Source organism: Segnochrobactrum spirostomi, from assembly GCF_009600605.1.
GTDB lineage: Bacteria > Pseudomonadota > Alphaproteobacteria > Rhizobiales > Segnochrobactraceae > Segnochrobactrum > Segnochrobactrum spirostomi.
Genome location: NZ_VWNA01000001.1, coordinates 3327618 through 3349361 on the forward strand (window position 1 = coordinate 3327618; position 21744 = coordinate 3349361).

The 21744-nt window shown below is 70.7% G+C and carries 18 protein-coding genes; 9 read left to right on the forward strand and 9 right to left on the reverse strand.

Going from position 1 to position 21744, the window contains the following annotated elements; translation table 11 throughout:
• The first annotated feature begins 175 nt into the window (after positions 1-175).
• The 7 genes from F0357_RS15055 to F0357_RS15085 all read left to right on the forward strand — a co-directional run bounded on the left by F0357_RS15055 (position 176) and on the right by F0357_RS15085 (position 6340).
• Entirely contained in the window at positions 176-925 is a 750-nt protein-coding gene (locus F0357_RS15055) for a F0F1 ATP synthase subunit A (RefSeq protein WP_312861611.1), read from the forward strand.
• Between the two features lie 91 nt (positions 926-1016).
• Positions 1017-1241, forward strand: coding sequence for a F0F1 ATP synthase subunit C (locus F0357_RS15060; RefSeq protein ID WP_153483604.1), 225 nt, complete (start codon positions 1017-1019; stop codon positions 1239-1241).
• Between the two features lie 107 nt (positions 1242-1348).
• The gene (locus F0357_RS15065) at positions 1349-1987 is read left to right on the forward strand and encodes a F0F1 ATP synthase subunit B (RefSeq protein WP_153483607.1); all 639 of its coding nucleotides are present in this window, start codon (positions 1349-1351) and stop codon (positions 1985-1987) included.
• Between the two features lie 10 nt (positions 1988-1997).
• On the forward strand, positions 1998-2483 hold the full coding sequence (locus F0357_RS15070) for a F0F1 ATP synthase subunit B family protein (protein WP_153483610.1): 486 nt from the start codon (positions 1998-2000) through the stop codon (positions 2481-2483).
• 421 nt (positions 2484-2904) lie between these two features.
• Positions 2905-5517, forward strand: coding sequence for an ATP-dependent chaperone ClpB (gene clpB, locus F0357_RS15075; RefSeq protein WP_153483613.1), 2613 nt, complete (start codon positions 2905-2907; stop codon positions 5515-5517).
• Positions 5518-5668: 151 nt separating this feature from the next.
• The gene (locus tag F0357_RS15080) at positions 5669-5935 is read left to right on the forward strand and encodes a type II toxin-antitoxin system VapB family antitoxin (protein ID WP_153483616.1); all 267 of its coding nucleotides are present in this window, start codon (positions 5669-5671) and stop codon (positions 5933-5935) included.
• Between the two features lie 3 nt (positions 5936-5938).
• Complete coding sequence (locus F0357_RS15085; RefSeq protein WP_153483619.1) at positions 5939-6340, forward strand: type II toxin-antitoxin system VapC family toxin; 402 nt, start codon at positions 5939-5941, stop codon at positions 6338-6340.
• Positions 6341-6402: 62 nt separating this feature from the next.
• Here the strand turns inward: F0357_RS15085 and grpE are convergent, their stop codons facing one another.
• The 8 genes from grpE to F0357_RS15125 all read right to left on the reverse strand — a co-directional run bounded on the left by grpE (position 6403) and on the right by F0357_RS15125 (position 19782).
• Positions 6403-7029, reverse strand: a complete 627-nt coding sequence (gene grpE, locus F0357_RS15090; RefSeq protein ID WP_153483622.1) for a nucleotide exchange factor GrpE — start codon at positions 7027-7029, stop codon at positions 6403-6405.
• Positions 7030-7170: 141 nt separating this feature from the next.
• Entirely contained in the window at positions 7171-7494 is a 324-nt protein-coding gene (gene trxA / locus F0357_RS15095) for a thioredoxin (RefSeq protein WP_153483627.1), read from the reverse strand.
• Positions 7495-7653: 159 nt separating this feature from the next.
• Complete coding sequence (locus tag F0357_RS15100) at positions 7654-8262, reverse strand: NUDIX domain-containing protein (protein ID WP_153483630.1); 609 nt, start codon at positions 8260-8262, stop codon at positions 7654-7656.
• A 19-nt stretch (positions 8263-8281) separates the two neighbouring features.
• On the reverse strand, positions 8282-11797 hold the full coding sequence (gene addA / locus F0357_RS15105) for a double-strand break repair helicase AddA (protein ID WP_153483633.1): 3516 nt from the start codon (positions 11795-11797) through the stop codon (positions 8282-8284).
• A complete protein-coding gene (addB, locus tag F0357_RS15110) occupies positions 11794-14880 on the reverse strand; it encodes a double-strand break repair protein AddB (protein WP_153483642.1) in 3087 nt (1028 codons plus the stop codon). Before addB ends, addA begins: the two co-directional genes overlap by 4 nt.
• Before the next feature lie 11 nt (positions 14881-14891).
• Complete coding sequence (locus F0357_RS15115) at positions 14892-15626, reverse strand: nucleotidyltransferase family protein (RefSeq protein WP_153483646.1); 735 nt, start codon at positions 15624-15626, stop codon at positions 14892-14894.
• A 50-nt stretch (positions 15627-15676) separates the two neighbouring features.
• Positions 15677-17239: a tRNA (adenosine(37)-N6)-threonylcarbamoyltransferase complex ATPase subunit type 1 TsaE gene (gene tsaE, locus F0357_RS15120; RefSeq protein WP_153483651.1), complete on the reverse strand. Its 1563-nt coding sequence runs from the start codon at positions 17237-17239 to the stop codon at positions 15677-15679.
• Positions 17236-19782, reverse strand: coding sequence for a PAS domain-containing sensor histidine kinase (locus F0357_RS15125; protein ID WP_153483655.1), 2547 nt, complete (start codon positions 19780-19782; stop codon positions 17236-17238). The genes tsaE and F0357_RS15125 overlap by 4 nt, the downstream gene beginning before the upstream one ends.
• Before the next feature lie 244 nt (positions 19783-20026).
• On the opposite strand from F0357_RS15125, the gene F0357_RS15130 reads away from it, so the two are divergent.
• Complete coding sequence (locus tag F0357_RS15130; protein ID WP_153483658.1) at positions 20027-20260, forward strand: hypothetical protein; 234 nt, start codon at positions 20027-20029, stop codon at positions 20258-20260.
• A 34-nt stretch (positions 20261-20294) separates the two neighbouring features.
• Here F0357_RS15130 and F0357_RS15135 read toward each other — a convergent pair whose 3' ends face one another.
• A complete protein-coding gene (locus F0357_RS15135; RefSeq protein WP_208948356.1) occupies positions 20295-20876 on the reverse strand; it encodes a sigma-70 family RNA polymerase sigma factor in 582 nt (193 codons plus the stop codon).
• 225 nt (positions 20877-21101) lie between these two features.
• On the opposite strand from F0357_RS15135, the gene F0357_RS25520 reads away from it, so the two are divergent.
• A complete protein-coding gene (locus F0357_RS25520) occupies positions 21102-21554 on the forward strand; it encodes a con-10 family general stress protein (RefSeq protein WP_153483662.1) in 453 nt (150 codons plus the stop codon).
• Positions 21555-21744: the final 190 nt, after the last annotated feature.

Consider the following 21744-nt stretch of genomic DNA (forward strand, 5'->3'; position numbering starts at 1 on the left):
GTGGGCCTTGCCCGCGGCTGTCGCGACGGGGTTTCGGCCGCGTTCGCCGGCAGAGCGGGGCTTCCCGCAGGGATTTCGGGTTCGGACCTGGTCCGGACTTCGTTGGGAAGCGGGCTTCGCCCGCGTCCTTCGTCGGGTGCGGGCTTCGTCCGCTTGGGCATGAGAGGTTGGGCTGGTGGCCAACGATCCGATTCACCAATTCCGGATCTCCGAACTCGTCGACATCAAGGTCGACGGGGTGAACCTGTCCTTCACCAACTCGGCCATGTTCATGGTCGTGGTCGTGGCCCTGACGGTCGGCTTCCTGGTGCTCGCCACGCGCCGCAGCCTGGTGGTGCCGACCCGGTCGCAGTCGATCGCCGAGATTTGCTACGAGTTCGTCGCAAACACATTGAAGGGCTCGGCCGGCAAGGAGGGGATGAAGTTCTTCCCCTTCGTGTTCTCGCTCTTCATGTTCGTGCTCGTGTCGAACCTGATCGGCCTGTTCCCCTATTTCTTCACCGTCACCTCCCACATCATCGTCACCTTCGCACTGGCGATGGCGGTCATCCTGACCGTGGTGGTGTCGGGCATCTCCAAGCACGGCCTGCACTTCTTCAAGCTGTTCGTGCCGTCGGGCGTGCCCATGGTGCTGGTGCCGCTGGTGACCGCGATCGAGATCATCTCGTTTATCTCGCGTCCCGTCAGCCTCTCCGTCCGTCTGTTCGCCAACATGCTCGCCGGCCACATCACGGTGAAGGTGTTCGCCGGCCTCGTGGTGACGCTCGCGACGCTCGGTATCGGCGGCTGGATCGGCGCGGTGCTGCCGCTCGCGATGACGGTGGCGATCACCGCTCTCGAAGTGCTCGTGGCCTTCCTGCAGGCCTACGTGTTCACGGTTCTCACCTGCATGTATCTCAACGATGCGATCCACCCGGGCCACTGAGGCTCGGGCTGGCATCGGTCCGGTGCGGTCTGCGGGCGAACGTCCATCTCTTTCCTGAAACGAACGAACGATCCAAACTTAGGAGCCCCCCATGGAAGCGGAAGCTGCGAAGTACATCGGTGCCGGTATCGCCTGCCTCGGCATGGGCGGCGCGGCGGTTGCCCTCGGCAACATCTTCGGGAGCTACCTGTCCGGCGCGCTGCGCAACCCCTCCGCCGCCGACGGCCAGTTCGGCCGCCTGATCTTCGGCTTCGCGGTGACGGAAGCGCTCGGCATCTTCTCGCTGCTCGTCGCGCTGATCCTGCTCTTCGCCTGATCGGTTCGACCGATCTCGAGACGGCGCGGTTCCGCGCCGTCCGCGATACGCCCTGACCTTCGGAGGGACGATGCCCGCATCGTCCCTCGACCGTGTTGGAGACGCCGATGGCGAGCGACGCCGCTAACGATCCGGGGCTGACCCCGACGCCCGCCGCAGACGCGGCCATCCAGGCTGCCGATGGCGCGAACGCGCAACTCGGAACCCACACCGAGGCGCCGGGCGGCCACGAGCCGAAGGGGCCGTTCCCGCCGTTCGATCCCACGTTCTTCGTCCCGCAGCTGTTCTGGCTCGCGATCACGTTCGGCGTGCTCTACATCCTGATGGCGCGGCGTATCGTGCCGCACATCCGTGCGATCCTCGAAGACCGCGAGGGCCGCATCGTCAACGATCTCCATCAGGCCGATCTCCTCAAGAAGGAGACCGATCAGGTGATCGCCGCCTATGAGGCGGATCTCGCCAATGCCCGCCGCGCCGCCGGCGCGCTCGCCGAGGAACGCCGCGCCGCGGCCGCTGCCGAACTCGCCGCCAAGCGCGCCGAAGTCGAAGCCGGCCTCGCCAAGCGCCTCGCCGAGGCCGAGGAGCACATCCGCGGCATCAAGGCCAAGGCGCTCGCCGAAGTCGATGCGATCGCCACCGACGCCGCCGAGGCGGTGATCTCGCACCTCGTGCCCCTGAACGTGGACCGCGCCGAGGTCGCCCGTGCGGTGTCCGCCGCCGGCGCCGCCCCCGCCGCGGCGGAGTGAGGACCGAACGATGGCATTCGATGCGACATTCTACGCGACGGTCGCCTTCCTGATCCTCGTCGCCGCCCTCATCTGGATCAAGATCCCGACGAAGCTCAACGGCGCCCTCGACGGCCGCTCCCAGCGCATCCGCACCGAGCTCGACGAGGCGCGCAAGCTGCGCGAGGAAGCGCAGCTTCTGCTCGCCGACTATCAGCGCAAGCGCAAGGAAGCCGAAGCCGAGGCGGCCCAGGTGCTCGAGAGCGCCAAGGCCGAGGCCGAGCGCATCACCGCGGCCGCCCATGCGGACATCGAGGAGATGATCGCCCGCCGTACCAAGACCGCTGAGGCGAAGATCGCCCAGGCCGAGAGCCAGGCCGTCGCCGAGGTTCGGGCCCGCGCGGCCGACGTCGCGATCGCCGCGGCGACCGACATCCTGAAGGCCAAGGTGACCGGCCCGCTCGCCGACACCCTGCTCGACCAGGGCATCGAAGCCGCCAAGGCTCGGCTGAACTGACGCCACCTGAGGCTCGACACCGCCTTTTCAGAACGCCCCGGCCCCGCCGGGGCGTTTTGCGTTTGGGGGAGGCGGGGCTGGCGTGGCGCGGGAATGATGAGCGCCTGAGGCGCGATGAGAGGGCGGCGAGGCCGCCGGAAAGCGTCCCCACACCGCCCGATTTGATCGATGTCATGGCCCTGCCGCGAGGCACGGCCACGATGAAGATGCGCTGCTTCGGGCGCCCCGCCGGGGCGTGACGGACGCGGCGCCGGAGCCCCCGAGGAAAAGTTCCGTCGCCCCTTTTGTTGTGGATTTGCCACACCATATCGAGGCGCAGGACGGAGCGGTAAGCCGTCCCCGCGAAGGCCGCGTACGGCTTCGCGATCTGATTTCGACCTCCGTGCCGTCAGGGCGGGGGGCGGAGAGGAGACATGAACCCATGAATTTCGAGAATTATACCGAACGGGCCCGCGGCTTCCTTCAGGCCGCGCAGACCGGCGCCATCGGCCAGGGTCACCAGCAATTCACGCCGGAGCACCTTTTGAAGGTGCTGCTCGACGACACCGAGGGCTTCGCGAGCGGCCTCATCGAGCGGGCCGGCGGTCGCGCCGCCGCGGCGCTCGCCGGCGTCGAGCGCGCGCTCGCCAAGCTGCCGAAGGTCGGCGGCGGCGGGGCCGGACAGCTCTACCTCGCCCCGGCGACGGCCAAGGTGTTCGAGACCGCCGAGAAGCTCGCCAAGAAGGCCGGCGACAGCTTCGTCACCGTCGAATATCTGCTGCTCGCGCTCGCCTCCGAGCCGGACGCGGGCACCGCCAAGATTCTCGCCGATGCCGGCGTCACGCCCGCCGCCCTCGAAGCGGCGATCAAGGACGTGCGCAAGGGCCGCACCGCCGACAGTGCCGGCGCGGAAACCCAGTACGACGCGCTCAAGAAATATGCCCGCGACCTGACCCAGGCGGCGCGCGACGGCAAGCTCGACCCGGTCATCGGCCGCGACGAGGAGATCCGCCGCACCATCCAGGTCCTCTCGCGGCGCACCAAGAACAACCCGGTCCTGATCGGCGAGCCCGGCGTCGGCAAGACGGCGATCGCCGAGGGCCTCGCCCTGCGCATCGTCAACGGCGACGTGCCGGAGAGCCTGCGCGACAAGCAGCTTCTCGCCCTCGACATGGGTGCGCTGATTGCCGGCGCGAAATATCGTGGCGAGTTCGAGGAGCGGCTGAAGGCCGTCCTGTCCGAGATCGAGGCGGCGGCCGGCGGCGTCATTCTGTTCGTCGACGAGATGCACACCCTGGTCGGCGCCGGCAAGTCCGACGGCGCGATGGATGCGTCGAACCTCCTGAAGCCGGCGCTCGCCCGCGGCGAGCTTCACTGCGTCGGGGCGACCACGCTCGACGAGTACCGCAAATATGTCGAGAAGGACGCCGCGCTCGCCCGCCGCTTCCAGCCCGTCTTCGTCGACGAGCCGACGGTCGAGGACACCGTCTCGATCCTGCGCGGCCTGAAGGAGAAGTACGAGGCCCATCACGGCGTCCGCATCACCGATTCGGCGCTGGTGGCGGCCGCGAACCTCTCGAACCGCTACATCACCGACCGCTTTCTGCCCGACAAGGCGATCGACCTCGTGGACGAGGCCGCGTCGCGGCTGCGCATGCAGGTCGATTCGAAGCCGGAAGAGCTCGACGAGCTCGATCGCCGCGTCATCCAGCTCAAGATCGAGCGCGAGGCGCTGAAGAAGGAGACGGACACCGCCTCCAAGGAACGGCTGGAGCGGCTGGAGAAGGAGCTCGCCGAGTTCGAGCAGAAATCGGCCGAGCTGACCGCCCGCTGGAAGACCGAGAAGGACAAGGTCGGGCAGGCGCAGTCGATCAAGACCCAGCTCGATCAGGCCCGCATCGATCTCGAGAAGGCGCAGCGCACCGGGGACCTCGCCAAGGCCGGCGAGATCGCCTATGGCCGCATCCCCGAGCTTGAGCGGCAGCTTGCGAGCGTCGAGCAGGCGAAGTCGGGCGGCTCGGCGATGGTGGCCGAGGCGGTCACGCCGGACCATATCGCGGGTGTGGTCTCGCGCTGGACCGGCGTGCCGATCGAGAAGATGCTCGAAGGCGAGCGCGACAAGCTCCTGCGCATGGAAGACGAACTCGCCCAGCGCGTCGTCGGCCAGGCGGAGGCGGTGCACGCGGTCTCGACCGCGGTGCGGCGCGCCCGGGCCGGTCTCCAGGACCCGAACCGGCCGATCGGCTCGTTCATGTTCCTGGGCCCCACCGGCGTCGGCAAGACCGAGCTCACCAAGGCGCTCGCCAACTACCTGTTCGACGACGAGACCGCGATGGTCCGCATCGACATGTCGGAGTTCATGGAAAAGCACTCCGTGTCCCGCCTGATCGGCGCGCCTCCGGGCTATGTCGGCTACGAGGAGGGCGGCTCGCTGACCGAGGCGGTGCGGCGTCGGCCCTATCAGGTCGTGCTGTTCGACGAGATCGAGAAGGCCCACCCGGATGTCTTCAACGTCCTCCTTCAGGTGCTCGACGACGGGCGGCTGACGGACGGACAGGGACGGACGGTCGACTTCCGCAACACCATCATCGTGCTGACTTCGAACCTCGGCGCCGAATTCCTGGCCAACCAGCCGGACGGCGAGGACGTCGATCAGGTCCGCGATCTGGTGATGGCGGCGGTCCGGGCCCACTTCCGGCCGGAGTTCCTCAATCGGCTCGACGACATCATCCTGTTCCACCGGCTGCGCCGGACGGAAATGGGGACCATCGTCGGCATCCAGTTGAAGCGCCTGCAGAAGCTGCTCGCCGATCGGCGCATCAGCCTCGACCTCGACGACAGCGCCAAGGCCTGGCTCGCCGACAAGGGCTACGATCCGGTCTACGGGGCGCGGCCGCTGAAGCGGGTGATCCAGCGCGAGGTGCAGGACCCGCTCGCCGAGAAGATCCTCGGCGGGACGATCCACGACGGCGAGGTGGTTCACATCACCGCCGGCACCGACCGCCTGCTGTTCTCCGGCAGCCGCCCGGACGCCGAGGCCGAGGAAGCGGCCTGAAGATCAGGCCGCGCCCAGCATCCCAGACGGTACGACAGGCCGCCGCGCTCCCCGCGCGGCGGCCTTCGCTTGACGGGGGGAAGGGGGCGCACCCAATATCGGCTGTGACATCCCGAGGCAGTCCGCCGTGATCGTGGGGCGGGAGAGGAACGTGACGGTCATCCTAGACACCGACACCGAGACGGATGCGCGCAGGCTGGCGCGATTGCGTGGAGAGACCGTCGAACAGGCGGTACGCGCCGCTCTAAGGGCCGAACTCGCGCGCGTGTCGGGCGGATCGGCCGTTCCATTGCCGCGCGCGGAACGGATCGCCAAGATCAAGACGACGATGGAGATGATCGCGTCTCTCCCGCCTTTTCCTGGCGGGGGAGGCGATCCCGCGGCGTCTCTCTATGGAGAGGATGGTCTTCCCGTTTGAGCCATGGTGATCGATACGTCGGCCATAATCGCCATTCTGCGAGCCGAGCCGGAAGCGATGGTGTTCCTCGATGCCCTGATCGACGCGCCGATCCGCCGTCTGTCGGCTGCGAGCTTTCTCGAGATCGCCATCGTCCTCGGGCGTGATCCGACCGGGGCTTACCGCGCGGCGTTCGACGCCCTGATCACAAGCTATGAGATCGGGATCGAGCCGGTCACCGAGGGGCAGGCTCGGGGTGCCGAAACGGCCTACAGGCGGTTCGGCAAGGGGAGCGGGAGCGCCGCTCGGCTCAATTTCGGGGACTGCTTTCGCTACGCTCTTGCGCAGGCATTCGGCGAGCCCCTGCTCTTCAAGGGCGAAGACTTCGCCCACACAGACATCCGCGCCGCGCAGGTCCCGCGCTGAACAAACAAAAAGCGCGCGCCGGCTTGCGTCGGCGCGCGCTTCTTCTTTTCGGGAGGTGCGGCTCAGTTCGGGCCGACGTCCGCGCCGTCCTTGGCCTCAGTCGGCTTGTCCGCCGTCTTCGGGCCGCCCTTGGCGACGCCGACGAGAGCCGGGCGCAGGACGCGGTCGCCGATGACGTAGCCTTCCTGGAGCACCTGGACGACCGTGCCGTTGGCGACCGACGGGTCGGGCACCTCGAACATCGCCTGATGCAGGTTCGGATCGAACTTCTGCCCCGTCGGCGCGAGCTTGCGCACGCCGTGCTTCTCGATGGTCTTGAGGAAGTCGCGCTCGGTCATCTCGACGCCGTCGAGCAGGCTCTTCAGCGCCGCGTCGGCACCGTCGCGGGCCTCGGCCGGCACCGCATCGAGGGCGCGGCGCAGGTTGTCGCCGAGGGCGAGCAGGTCGCGGGCAAAGGAGGAGATGGCATAGCGGCCGGCGTCCTGAACCTCGCGCTCGGTGCGGCGGCGCAGATTTTCCATTTCCGCGAGGGTCCGCAGCGTCTGGTCGCGCAGCGCGGCGTTCTCGGCCTTCAACGGCTCGAGAGTGTCGGGCGAAGCCGCGCCGGCGGCCTCGGATCCCTTGTCGGCCGCAGCGTCGTCGCTGCCGGCCTTCGATTCGATATCGGCGTCTTCAGCGTGGGTGGTCATCACTAAGCTCTCCCCGGGCACGGCTCGGGATGGGCCCGATCGGGTGGTCAAAGACGGTGGTCATCAAGACAAGGCCCGCTCGTGCGTGTGCGCGGGCGGGCCTGACGTCTGGCGAGGCCGGCGCGAGGGCCGGCCGGCGGATCAGAGGGCGTTCGAGCCGATCCAGTCCTGCAGACGGCCCTTCGGCGCGGCGCCGATCTGCGTCGCAGCCGGCTGGCCGTCCTTGAAGAGAATCAGCGTCGGGATCGAGCGGACGCCGTACTTGATGGCGGTCTGCTGATTCTCGTCGACGTTGAGCTTCACGATCTTGACCTGACCGGCGAGCGTCTCGGCAATCTCCTCGAGCGCCGGGGCGATCATCTTGCAGGGACCGCACCATTCCGCCCAGAAGTCGACAACGACCGGTTCGCTCGACTTGAGCACGTCGGCCTCGAACGACTGGTCGGTCACTTTGGTCGTCGCCATGATGAACCTCTCGGGCCGCGCAAACCGTGCGCGGCGTACGGGTTACGAGTGTGGCCGAAACGTAGGGAGCCGACCCCGCAAGGTCAAGCGCGGGAGGCCCTTTTCCGCGGAGGACAACACGCCTTCGCCGCCGTCAGCGAGGGCCGGCCGCGTCGCGCCTCACGCGCCGACTTTGGGTGCCGCCCCGAGCTGCTCCAGCTTGAACCAGCTCAGCATCATGATGGTCTTGCCGTCGATGATCTCGCCGCGGGCGACCATGGCGAGCGCTTCGTCGAGGGTCGGCTCCAGGATCTCGATGTCCTCGCCCTCGTCCGCCTTGCCGCCGCCCGCGGAGACCCGATCGCCGACGGCATAATCGGCGACGAAGAAGGTCAGGGTCTCGGTGACCGAGCCGGGGCTCATGAAGGCTTCGAAGACCCGGCGGGGACGGCGCACGCGCACGCCGGTCTCTTCCTCGGCCTCCGCGCGGATGCACTCCTCCGGGTCGCGGGCGTCGAGCAGGCCGGCGCAGATCTCGATCAGCGGCGCGGGGTGGCCGACGACGAAGGCGGGCAGGCGGAATTGCCGGGTCAGCAGCACCGTGTCGCGCGAGGGATCGTAGAGCAGGATCGCCGCGCCGTGTCCGCGGTCGTAGACCTCGCGGCTCAGGGTCTGGGTCTCGCCGTCGGCGCGGTGATAATCGAAGGTGACCTTCGAGAGGGTGCCCCAGTTCTTCGACAGGATTTCCGTGCCGCGGATGGTGACGCGGTCGTTGGTCGGGCTCGGCATCGGAAGGTCCTTTTGGGTTTCAATCGGGGCGCACGAGGCGGCCGGCGATCGTCTCGAGGTCGACGGGCGCGATCTCGATCAGCCGGGGCGCGGCGGTGAACAGGAGGGCGCCGCGCACCGCGCGGCCGGGGAAGAGCGGGGCAAGCACCCGGCGATAGAGCGCGAGCTGCGCGATGTAGGCGGCCGGCACCCCGGCGAGGTCGTGCGGCACCCGCCGGTCGGTTTTGAAATCGACGATGGCGAGGCCCGATTCGTCCTCGATCAGCCGGTCGATGCGGCCGGCGACGACGATCGGCTCGCCGGAGAGCGCGGTGAGCCGACCGCTGACGTGGACTTCGGCCCGGCCGCCGGAGGCGAACAGCGGCGCGAAGGCGGGGTCCGCGACGACCGCCAGCACCTCGGCCGCGAGGGCATCGCGCATCTCGGCGCCGAGCGCGCCGGCCTCGCGGGCGAGGAAGCGGGCAGCGGTCTCGGAGCGCTCGCCCGGCGGGCGGGAGGCGAGGAGCTCGATCAGGCGGTGGACGAGCCGGCCGCGCAGCAGCGCCGTGCCGTCGCCCAAAGCCGCGAGACCGGAGACCTCGGGCGTCTCGTCCTCGGGCGCCGCTGCCTCTTCGAGCGCGAGCGCCGCCGACGGCGCGACCCGGCGCGGCGGCGGCGGGGCCGGTGGCGCGGGGCGGTTCACCCAATCGGGCAGCGGCGCATCGGTAGCAGGCTCGGCCGGTGCGGGGACGGCGTCCGGCGCGTCGGTGCCGCCACTCGGCGCGGCGGCGTCGCGGCGCGGATCGGTCCAGCGCAGCACGGTCCGGCCGTCCGCCTCGGTGCGGGCCTCGGCGGTGGAGGCGAGGCCGGCGTGGACCAGCGCCTGCCAGGATTTCGCGTTCGGGCCGGCCTCGCGCGACCAGCCGCAGACATAGAGCCGGTCGGCGGCGCGGGTCATGCCCACATAGAGGAGCCGGCGATATTCCGCCTCCTGCTTGCGCCGGTCCTCGGCGACGCGCGCCTTGAAGGCCTTCGGCCGCAGCGCGCTCGTCGGCGCCCACAACAAGGCGGGGGCGGTCGCTCCCGCGGGATCGAGCGGGATGTCGACGAGGCTCGGATCGTGGCGGGCGTTGACCGGCGGCTCGCCGTTGTCGACGAGAAAGACGACCGGCGCTTCGAGCCCCTTCGCGCCGTGCACCGTCATGATGCGCACCTCGCGCGGGGCGGTCTCGACCTCGCGCTTCACCTTGAACGGGCTCGCGGTGAACCAGCCGAGGAAGCCCTCCAGGGTGGGCGCTTCCACCTGTTCGTAGGCGAGGGTGCTCGACAGGAAGGCGTCGAGCGCTTCCTCCGCCTCGCTGCCGAGGCGGGCGAGGACGCGGCGCCGGCCGCCTTCGCGGCCGAGGATGCCCGAATAGAGCTCGAACGGCCGTTCGCGATCGACGCGAACCCGCCAGCCTTCGAGCCGGGCATGGGCGGCTTGCGCGGCGGCGTCGCCGGCCGCGAGGGCGTCGTAGAGCCGGCCCGTGCGGCCGTGGGCGAGGGCGAACAGCGCCTCTTCGTCGAAATCGAACAGGGGACTCTTCAGAAGCGCGGCCAGCGAAAGATCATCGTCCGGCAGGGTGAGGACGTTGCCGAGCGCGACCAAGTCCATGACCGCGATATGGTCCGACAGCACGATCTGGTCGGCGCCGGCGACCGGCACGCCCGCCGCCTTCAAAGCGCGCGACAGCGCCTCGACGAACGGCCCACGCTTGCGCACGAGCACGATGACGTCGCCGGCGGAGACGCGGCGTCCGTCGGCGAGCCGGTCGCCGTCTGCGATCATGGCGGCGATCGTCGCGGCGATGCGGTCGGCGACCACCTTCGGCGGGCTCGCCGGGGCCATGCGGTCGAGCGGCGCGCGCCAATCGTCGGGCTGTTCGACCCGTTCCGCGGCCTCCGGCGGCCACAGCTCGACATAACCCGGCTCGGCACCACGGATCGCCTCGTGAACGGTCGGTTCCGGCGGCGAGGTCAGGCCCTCGTGGGCGGCGGGATCGGCGAACACGCGGTCCACTGCGCCGAGCACGTCGAGGGTCGAACGGAACGAGAGGTGCAGGCGGACATCGTGGAACGCGCCGAGGGCATCGGCGGCGGCCTTCGAGAACAGCGCGCGCATGCGGGCGAACTCTTCCGGCGCAGCGCCCTGGAAGCCGTAGATCGATTGCTTCTCGTCGCCGACGGCGAAGATGGTGCGGCCCTCGCGGCTGCCACCGGCGCCGGAGAAGAATTCCTCGGCGAGGCTCGTCACCACCTTCCATTGCAGGGGGCTCGTATCCTGGGCCTCGTCGACCAGGATGTGCTCGACGCCGCGGTCGAGCTTGTAGCGCACCCAGGCGGCGGCATCGGCGCGCGACAGGAGGTCGGCGGCGCGGGCGACCTGATCGGCATAATCGAGCAGGCCGCGCCTCTGCTTCTCGGCCTCGACATGATCGAGGACATGGGAGGCGAGGCGCATCAGGGCGGCGGTCGCCGCGAAGGCGCGGGCCGCGACCTCGCGGTCTGCGAGGGCGGCGACGCGCGCCTGCTCGGCCTCGTAGGTCGCGCTCAAGGCCGCGAACCGCTCGGCGATCGCCTTCGTCATGGCCCGCGCAAAGGCGCGGGGCTCGCCCTTCGAATCGAACAGGAAGCGGGTCCAGGCGGCGCGGCGGCCGGCGTCTGGACCGGGCGTGCGGAAGCGGCGGATGTCCTCGGCCCGCTCGTTCGCGGTCTTGCCGCCGGCGGCGAGCGCGTCGGCGAGCGCGGTGAGCTCGGCGGGGGCGAACAGGCATCCGCCGAGGATGTCGGCGCCGACCGTCTCCGGCGTATCGTCGGGGCCGAGGTCGAGCCCGGCACGCAGTGCGGCGAGCGCACCGTCGAGACCGCCGTGGTCGCGCACCCAGGCGCGGAAGGCCTCGCGGTGTTCGAGCACGTCGGCGATCGCGCCGCGGAACCGCAGGTCGGTCAGATGGGGGATCAGGACGTCGAGGGCGCGGCCGTCCGCGCCCGCCGGCTCGTCGGCGACGCGCCGGAGCAGGGCGGCGGTGCCGGCTTCGACGAGCTCGGCAGCGAGCTGGTCGTCGATCACCGAAAAGCGGCCGGCGACGTTCGCCTCGAGCGGGAACTGGGCGAGCAGCGAGGCACAGAAGGCGTGGATGGTCTGGATCTTGAGGCCGCCCGGCGTTTCCAGCGCGCGGGCGAACAGGCGGCGGGCGGCCTTGAGCGTGCGCGGCTCGATCGGTCGGCCCTCGATGCGGGCGAGCACGGCGGCGAGAGTCTCGTCGCTCGCGGTCGCGAAGGCCGCGAGGCGGTCGAACACGCGCTGAGACATGTTGGCCGCCGCCGCCGTCGTATAGGTCAGGCAGAGGATGCGGCCGGGATCGGTGCCGGCGAGGAGGAGCCGCACCACGCGCTCGACCAGCACATAGGTCTTGCCCGAACCCGCATTGGCCGAGACCCAGGCCGAGGCGGCGGGATCGGTGGCGCGGGCCTGCCGCGCGGCTGTGTCGGCGGGAACGACGAGGACGCGGCTCATGGCTCGTCTCCCCCGGCGGACCATTCCGCGACGCGGGCCAGATGGTCGTAATCCCCGGTGCGGGCGCGCTCGAAGGCGACCCAGGCGCGCGACAGATAGCCCTGGTCCGGCTCCTCGTAGCGGGCGAGCAGGGCGTTGAGGCGCCGCATCGCCTCGTCGGCGAGATCGTTCGGCGTCGTCTCTTCCGGGGCGATGTCGACGAAGGCGACCGCCGGCTCGCCACCGCGGGCGAGCACATAGCGCAACAGCGCCACCTCCTTCATCGAGGGCACGCCGGGGAAGCCGCCGAGCCGGGCCATCGCCGCTTCGAGCGGCAATTGCGGGGCGAGCAGGGCGGCGACCTGGGACGGGCTCGGCGCGCCGCCGGTCTTGTAATCGAGGACGGCGAGGCGCCCGTCGGCGCGCTCGTCGATGCGGTCGGCCCGGCCGATCAGGCGGACGACCCGCTCGCGCATTTTGAGTTCGAGTTCGCCGGCGATCTCGAGATGGCGTCGCGCTGGGGCGAGCTCGGCGGCTTCGAGCGCGATGAGGGCGCGGGCGACCCGCTCGAAGCGCGGCCACCACAGCGCCATCACCTCCGGAAAGGCCGCGATGGCGGCGAATGCGCGCCGCCCTTCGGCCAGGAGCGCGGCGACGGCGCCGTCGTTCAAGGGGCCGTTCCAATTCGCGAAGAAGGTCGCGAGCGCGTCGTGGATCATCGTGCCGCGTTCGAGCCCGCCCGGATCGGCGGCGATGGGATCGAGCGGTTCGAGCCGGAGCACTCGCCGGGCATAGACGGCGTAAGGGTCGCGGATCAGCGTCTCGATCTCGGTGATGCGCAGCCGATCGGGTCGCGCCGCGACCGGCGGCTTCGGATTGGGCCGTGGCGCCGGGCGGGGCGGCGCCTCAGGCCGATCGAGACGGCGGGCGAGGGCGAGCCAGCTATCGCCGCGGGCGGTGGCGGTCCGCCATGCCGTGGTACCGGTGACGGCCTTGAGGCGCTGGAGCCAGCGCGAGGCGACGGTCGGCGACGTGCCGATGCGCTCGGCACGGCTCAGCACCACCTGGGGCGCCCCGAGTGCCTGGGCGACGTCGTGGGCGGAGAGGCCGATGCGCCGTTCCGGCGGATCGAGGCCGAGCCCGGCGCGCATCGAGCGGGTGAGCCAGGGGTCGGTGTTCGCCGTCTGCGGCCAGACGCTTTCGTTGAGCCCGGCGAGCACGATGAGGTCGGCCGGCTGAAGGCGGGCTTCGAGCGCGCCCCAGATATGGATGCGACCGTCGCCGCTGCCGGGTGGGCGGATCGGGGTATCGCCGACGAGGGCGACGAACAGAGCCGGCCAGTCCGCCGGGCGGATCGCGAAGCCGTCCGCATCGTCGGCGGAGAGCCGTTCGAGGGCGGCATCGAGCGCCAAGGCGGCGCGGGACGGAGCGCGGGGTTCGTCCTCCGGGTCGCCGGTCGCGACCGCTTCGATCACGGCGCGCTGGGCGCGGGCGATGGTCGCGATCCCGACCGCATCGCCCGCCGCCGCTATGGTGAGAAGCGGCGCGAGGATCGTCTCGACCCGCCGCAGGAACGGCGCGAGGCGCGGCGCGGTGCTCTCCGCCGCGCGCACGAGCGGCATGATGCCGGCGGCGAGACGTGGTCCGCGCAACAGGTCCCGTTCGAGGCGCTCGGCGTCGCGCCGGGCGCGGCCTGCGGCGAGACCGAACCGGGCGAGTGGGTGTTTCAGGAGCGCCAGGAGGGTGCGCGGGTCGCTGCCGTCGAGCGCAGCCTCGGCGATCAGCCGCGCGAGGATGCCGTCCGGCGTCTGGGCGAGCGGAAGCCCGGCCGAATCGTCGACCCGGATGCCCCAGCGCTGCAATTCGGACTGCACCCGCCGGGCGATGGCGCGGTCGGGCGTGACGAGGGCCGCCGTCGTCGCGCCGGCCTCGACCGCTTCGCGCAGGAGGAGGGCGATCGCCAGGGCCTCTTCCCGGTCGTTCGCCGCCTCGACGACGCTCACCCCTTCGAGCGCGGCGGCGAGCGCCGCGGGGCCGCCGAGGCGGTCGGTGAGGTCGGCCCACGCCTCGGTGGTTTCGGCAGGACGGAACGCCTCGCCGACGAGACGGGTGCGCAGGTCGAGCGCGGGCGAGGGCGGCGCGGCGAGGGCGACCACATCGTCGCGGCCGATGCCCAGCCGGGCGATCAGCCGGGCGAGGCCGTATTGGGGATGGCTTGGGCTGCCGGGCGTATCCGCCGCGCCGCCCAGCGCCGCCCACGACACCGCGTCGAGGCTCGGATCGAGGCCGGGCAGCACAATGGCGCCGCGCGGCAGGCGGGCGATCACCGCCATCAGCCCGGCGGCGGCGGGCACCGAGCCGGTCGAGCCGGCGACGATCACCGGGCCGCGCGGCGGCGCGATCGCAAGCCGGCGCGCCTCGGCGCGGATCAAGGCGACGCGGCGCTTCGCCGGATCGCTGAGGCCCCGCTCGGCGAGGATCGCCGGCCAGGAATGGGTGGCGATCGAGAGGAAGTGGAGCGTGATCTGCCAGAACCGCGCGAGGTCGTCGGGGACGAGGGTCGTCAGCGCGTCCCAGGAGACCTCTTCCGTGGTCACCTGATCCATCAGGCCGAGCAGGTCGTCGGCGAGGCGGGCGGAATCGGCGGGCGACGTCGGCACCGCGATCACCTCGCCGGGGATCAAGAGGCGGGTGTCGCCGGAGAGATGCCGCGCCCAGCCGAGCACCAGCTCGGTCATGGCGAGACGGCGGCCGAGCAGATCGGCGGCGGGGTCGACGTCGGCCCCGTCGCCGGCATGGCCGTCGAGGGCGATCAGGTCCTCCTCGACGTCGCCGAGGGGGCGGATCGAGGGGAGGATGGCGGCGCGGCCGCCGAGCCGATCGACCAGCGCCTCGCCGAGGGCGCGGCCGGCGCGGCGGGTCGGCACGTAGATGACAGCGTCGGCGAGGGCGAGCGGGTCGGCATCGAGGGCGCCGCCGGGGACCAGTCGTCCGGAGACGAGCGCATCGGCGACGACGTCGAGGAAGCGGGCGGTCGGAGGGATGGTGTAGACGCGCGGCGTCGCAGCGTCCCGTCGATCGTCGCCTGCGTCGCCGTCCGCCATTCGCCCTCCGGTCAGGCCGCGCTCTGGGCGAAGGCGCGGTCCGCTTCGATCACGGCTTCCGGCGTGCCGACATGGAGCCAGATGCCCTCCATCCGCACGCCATAGAGGCGCTTCGCCTCGATCGCCCGATTGAACAGCACGTTCAGGGAGAAAGCGCCGTCGGGCGCACCCTCGAACAGGCGGGGATGCAAGATCGCGGCGCCGGCATAAGCGAAGGGGGCGATCGACTTGGTCGGGCGGCGCGACAGGCAGCCGCGGGTGTCGAGCAGGAAGTCACCCTTGCCCTCGTAGCCGACCGAGGGAACGGTCGGCGCGAGCAGCAGGAGGCCGTCCATGCGGTCGCCCCGCCATCCCTCGCGCAGGATCTCGAAATTGGGCCGGACGCCCTCGATCCAGAAGCTGTCGGAATTGAGCACGTAGAACGGTTCCTCGCCGAGCAGCGGCAGAACCTTGTTGATGCCGCCGCCGGTCTCCAGGAGGCCCCCGCGCTCGTCGGAAATGATGATGTCCATCTTCGCCTCGCGGCGAACGTGAACCTCGACGAGGTCGGCGAGATAATGGACGTTGACCACGGCCTCGCGGACACCCGCCTCGGCGAGGCGGTCGAGCCCGTAATCGATGAGGGAGCGCCCGGCGACCTCGATCAGCGGCTTCGGGGTCGTCGCCGTCAGGGGCCGCATCCGCTTGCCGATCCCGGCCGCCAGGACCATCGCCCGCCGTGGCCGAAAAGCTTCCGTCTCCGCCATCACGTCCGTCCGTTCACGCTTCACGCCGGCCCCGGGAAGCCGCCCCGCACTCAGTGCGCTGCGTCGTCCTCCGGACCGATCAGGCCGGCGGTCTCATACCAGAGCCGGAGGTCGGACAGAACCGGGTGTTGCAAGGCGCGGGTCAGATAATGCCGGATTCGGGGGATGTGGCGCAGATAAGCCGGCTTGCCGTCGCGCCGGTCGAGGCGGACGAAGAGGCCGAGGAGCTTGGTCGCGCGCTGCGCCTCCATCACCGCGAGATCGGCGCGGAACACCGCTTCGTCGAACGTCGGATCGGCGGCGACGCGGGCGGCGACGTAGCGCGCCACGAGCGCGTCGGAGAGCGCGTCGGGCACGGTGACGCGGGCATCGTGGACGAGCGAGGCGACATCGTAGGCGGGCGAGCCGATGACGGTGTCCTGGAGGTCGATGATGCCGATGCGGGCGAGGCCGTCGCGCTCCGGCAGCCAGAACAGGTTCGCCGAATGATAATCGCGCAGCACCCAATGACGCGGATGGCCGGCGAGGTCGTCGGTGAGGGCGCGCCACAGGCGATCGAACGTCTCGGCCTGCGACGGTTCAGGGCTCGCGCCGGTCTTCCAGGGAAGGTACCAGGCGATGAGAAGCTCCGCCTCGATCGACAGCGCCTCGGTGTCGTAGGGCGGCAGGGCGAACGGCTCGCCGGCAACCGTGAGGTTCTCCGGCATCGGGCCGGCATGGAAGGCGGCGAGCACGTCGGTCGCGATCTCGTAGCGCTCGGCGATCGGCGCGCCGTCGGCGACGATGCCCTCAGAGCCGAGGTCTTCGAGGAGGAGGAAACCGGCGGCGAGATCGCTCGCCAGCACCTCCGGTGCCGAAAAGCCCCGCGCCCGCAGCGTCTCGGCGACGGCGATGAAGGGCCGCGGCTCCTCGGCGATGCGGGCGATCCGGCGATAGGGCAGGCCGCCGCGCGCCGGCGGATCGGGCGCGCGTAAGGGCCAGTTCATCAGCACGGCGGTGCGGCCGTCGCGCGCGACGCGCTCGTAAGCGCGGATCGAGGCGTCGCCGTGCAGGTAGGCGCGGGCGGCGTCGGTCCAGCCGGCATCGTCGAGAAAACTGCGGATGCCGAGCGTGCGGGCGAGCCGCGACGCCCACGTGCCACCCTCGACCACGAAGGTGGCGCGCCGCCCCTCTTCCCCGCCGACCGTTTCGAGCCGCAGCACCAGGGCGTCCGCCGGCAGCGCGCCGCCGGCATTGCCCGGCCACTCGATCAGCGCGGCGCCGCGGGCGAGGATGTCCTCGAGGCCGAGCTCATCCATCTCGGACGCCTCGGTCAGGCGGTAGAGATCGAGATGGGCGACGGAGAAGCGCGGCAGATCGTAGGTCTGGATCAGGGTGAAGGTCGGGCTCGGCACTTCGAGCCACGGATCGTCGGCGAGCGCGCGCAGGAGCGCCCGGGCGAAGGTCGTCTTGCCGGCACCGAGGTCGCCTTCGAGGGCGATCACGTCGCCGGGGGATAGGATCGCGGCGATGTCGTGGGCGAGGGCGATGGTCGCCGCCTCGTCGGCGAGATCGAGGCGCAGGGTCGGCACGACGATCTCCGCCACGCCGTCTTCGGAGGGGCGTTCGCTCATAAGCCGGCCTGCTTCAGCGTCGCGGCGATGCCCGGGCGGGCGCCGCCCGACTCGGAGCGCGGATCGCCGCTCGGATCGACGGGGCGGTTCGGGAAGCGGCAGATCACGGTGGTGCCGACGCCTTCCTTCGAATCGATGCGGACATGGCCGCCGTGAAGTTCGACGAAGCTCTTGACGATCGAAAGCCCGAGCCCGGCCCCGCGCCGCTGCCCCGCCGGATCGCTGACGAAACGGTCGAACACCTGCTCGAGCTTGTCCGGGGGAATGCCGCTGCCCTGGTCCTTGACCACGATGCGCACGCCGTCGTCATCGCGGGTGCAGGCGATCTCGATGCGCCCGCCGACGTCGGAATAGGCGATCGCGTTGGAGAGCAGGTTGAACAGCACCTGCCGCACTCGCTTCTCGTCGCCGACGAAGGTGCCGATATCGAGGGGCACCTTGCGTTCGAGCGACAGCCGCGCCTCGCGCAGCCGGTCCTGCACGCCCTCCGCCGCCGCCGCGATGGTCCGCGCGACATCGACGGGACCGAGATCGAGCACCATGACGCCGGCATCGACGGTGGCGAGATCGAGAATGTCGTTGATGATGGCGAGGAGTGCGCTCGAGGACGACAGGATGTAGTCGGTATATTCGCGCTGCTTGTCGTTGAGGACGCCGGTGCGGTCGTCACCGAGAAGCTGGCCGAAGCCGATGATGGTCGTGAGCGGCGAGCGCAGCTCGTAGGAGACGTGCTGGATGAAGGCGTCCTTGAGCCGGTCCGCCTCGATCAGCGCCTCGTTGCGCTCCATCAGCGCGCGCTCGGCCTTCAGGGTGTCGGTGACGTTGACGAAGGTCGCGAGGGTCGCTCCGTCGGGCAGCGGCACCGTCGCATAATCGACGACGGTCGTATCGCTGCGCTCGATGCGGCCGGCGACCCGGCTGCGGCTGTCGGCGAGGCCGGTCGCGGCGCCGGCGATCTCGCCCCAGGCCCGGCCCGAGGGATCGAGCGGCGTCGAGGCGGTGATGAGATCGACGACGTGGGGCCGCTCGCCGAGGGGGGCGCCCTCGAATCCCCAGAGCGTGGCGAAGGCCGGATTCCAGAGCCGGAGCTTGCCGTCGGAGCCGAACACCGCGACGCCTTCGGCGAGATGGTCGAGCGTCTCGCCCTGGACGCGGATCAGCGAATTGTAGCGGCTTTCGAGGTCGAGCCGCTCGGTCACGTTCTCGTAGACATAGGTCACGCCGCCCTGGGGATGGGGGTTGGCGATGACGCGCAAGGTCTGCCCGTCCGGCAGATGCCACCAATGTTCCTGCGCCTCGACGGCACGGTAGGCACTCTGGAGCTCGGTCTTCCAGGCACGGAAATTGGCCTGCTCCGGCAGTTTGCGCTCGGCACGCAACTGGTCGAGCAGCGCGCCGTCTTCCGGCTGGCTCTCGAGAAAGGCGGTGTCGAGTCCCCACAGCGCGCGGAAGGCGGCGTTGTAGAACGTGAGGCGCTTGTCGGCGCCGAAGATCGCGACGGCGGTGGCGAGCTGATCGAGGGTGCGGGCGTGGAAATCGATGGTGCGGGTGAGCGCGCCGTGGATCCGCTCGAGCTCCGTCACGTCGACGGCGATGCCGCCCGAGCCGAGGTCGGCGCCGTGGGCCGCGCCGACCTCGACGACGTCGAGCACCCGCCGCTCGCCGGCGACGACGGCGGCGAGCTTGGCGCGGGCTGAGATGCCGCGGGCGCGGGTGTCGGCGAGCTGGCGGCGGCCGTCGGTGTCGAGCAGTTCGGCGCCGACACGGGCGGCGTCGGCCGACGACTTCGCCTCGACCGCGCGGGCATAAGCCTCGTTCACCCAGACGATCTTGCCGTCGGCATCGCGCACCCAGATCGGATGCGGCAGGGTCTCGACGAGGGCGCGCAGTGCCAGCGTCTGGGCTTCCAATTCCGACGGGTCCGCGCCGTGGCGGGCGCTCGCGGTCTTTTCCTCGCTGAGCTTCAGTGCGGGTCGGCCGGCGATGACGCGCCCCTCGGCGCCCATCGCGGCACCGGTGACGGTGGTGAGGTCCAGGGAAAAGGCTTCGCCGTGGCGGCGCAGCCGCGCGATGCGGTCGGCGAGGAGATCGGCGGCGGCCGGCGCGAGCCAGCCGCGCACCTCCAGCACGTGGCGGCAGGTGTGCGGCACGCCGGAGGCCGGAGACAGCATGCCGGTCATCAGGGGTTCGCCCGCCTCGTTCCAGGCGATCAGGCAGCCGTCCACGGCACCGGCGAGAACGTCGGCGCGCTGGGATTGCAGGCGCGCTTCCTCGCGGGCGGCCTTCGCGGCATCGGACGTTGCGGCGAGGACCTTCCGCAGGCGGACCAGAGAGAGGCCGCAATAGGCGGCGAAGGCGAGCGCGCCGAGGGCGGTGCCGATCGACAAGGCGTCGGACGGCGCCGGTGCGGCGATCGCGGCGTGGGCCGGCGGGGCGGCGGAGACGAAAGCGGCGCCCGCGAGGCCCAAGGCCCGCACGGCACCCCGCGCCAGCGCCGACGTGCCGTTGCGGCGCGCCCGTGCCGTGCCAAACCCGCGCCGCATCCCGCGTGTCTCCCTGCGCCGAGCCCCCGGCCGGCTGATCCCGAATCGACGAATGCGCCACCTTAGCCGGTCCGGCGGACGGGCCAAAGGTGCAGCTTCGCGCGGATGGTGCCGGGGAAATCTTTACGAACCGTTTACCCTGATCGCGGCGCGCCGCTCGGCGAGAAATGCGCGCCTACTCGGCTATCGGACGGACGCGATGGGAGCTACGGTCGAGACGCAGCCGAGCGGCGGGGCAGGGTCGATGCAATCACGGAAGGACGAGCCTTTGGTGCCGGCGCAGGCGGAGCGCGCCGGCGACGTTCATCGTCTCGATCCGCGTCCGGCGCGCCTTGCTGCCGAACTGCAGGCCCTGGTCGATGCCGGCGAGCCAATTCCGCCCCATCTCGTCGCGCTTGCCGTCGACCTCGCCGATGCCCTCGGTCCTCCCACAGCGGACGCGGCGGCCGAGCCGGAGAGCCCGCGCAAGACCGGTTGACCGGTGGTGGTGGAGCGGAGCGGGAAGCCGGTGATCAGGCGACCGCCGTGCCCGGCGCCTCGTTCCCCGAGAAGACCTCCTCGATCGAGTCGGCCTCGAGAAGCTCGAGCATGCGGTTGCGGGCGCGGTTGAGGCGGCTTTTGATGGTGCCGGTGGCGCAGGCGCAGACGACGGCGGCATCCTCGTAGCTCATGCCGAGCACGGCGACGAGCACGATCACCTCGCGTTGGTCGTCCGAGAGCTGCTCGAGCGCCCTGCGCGCCTCGTGGCCGCGCAACGCCCATTCCTGGGCGGGTGCGACGGACCAGCCGGCGACGATGTCGCCGGTCTCGTCCGCCACCTCGCGGCGGCGCACGCGCATGCTCGTATAATAGGTGTTGCGCAGGATGGTGAAGAGCCAGGCGCGGAGGCTCGTTCCCGGCTCGAAGCGGTGGGCGTTGGCAATCGCCTTGAGCAGGGTTTCCTGAACTAGATCGTCCGCGTCCGACGGATTGTTGCGGGTGAGGGCGCGGGCGAAGGCGCGTAAGGCCGGAATCATGCCGATGATGTCCTGGCGCAGGGCCGTCGCGGCCTGCGGGTCCCCGGACGCCATCCGTTCAGCCGTTTGTGTGCTCATGGTTCCGATCATCGCGGGCAGGAAATTGTTCCGCCGCCACCCGAAGCGGAGGCGCGTTCGGGGAACAACGTGCGCCAACTTTTGGTTCCGACCGGGCCAGCCCCGAGAGTGCCGGCCCGAGCTGACGGCTCGGTCCGTTTCATGGGATTAAATTATGGAACCCGGAACAATGGTCGGGACCTCGGGTTGTTGGCCTGCCATCTCAAACCTCAAGGGAGAGAAATCATGGCGAATACCCCTAATAAGTCTCACGATTCCGATCATCGCGGCGGGTCCGGCAACTTTGCCGAGGACCGCGGCCGCGCGGCCGAGGCCGGCGCCAAGGGCGGGGCGAGCGTGCCAGACGAGAAGCGGAGCTTCTCCCAGGACCACGAGCTGGCGGCCGAGGCGGGTCGCAAGGGCGGGGCGAGCGTGCCCGACGAGAAGCGCAGCTTCTCCCAGGACCACGAGCTCGCCGCCGAAGCCGGCCGCAAGGGCGGCCAGAACAGCGGCGGCAACTTCAAGAATGATCCCGAGCGCGCTGCGGAAGCCGGTCGATCCGGCGGCCAGCAGAGCGGCGGGAACTTCAAGAACGACCGCGAGCGCGCGTCTGAAGCCGGCCGTACCGGCGGGCAGCACAGCGGCGGGACCGCGAAGGGCGACCACGCTTCGGACTCCGGCCGCAAGGGCCAACACTGACCGACACGAAGCCCGCGTCGCGGCGGCCGGCCTAGCGCCGGCCGATGCGGCTCGGCGATGAAGGACGGTCGCTGCGCCGGTGAGAGCCGGTCGGCACCCGTCCGGGCCTGAAAGAGCCGTTGGATCCCGAGCGATCCGGCGGCTCTTTTTTGTTGGTGCCGCTTGGCGCCGGTGCGCCGGCTTCGTCCGG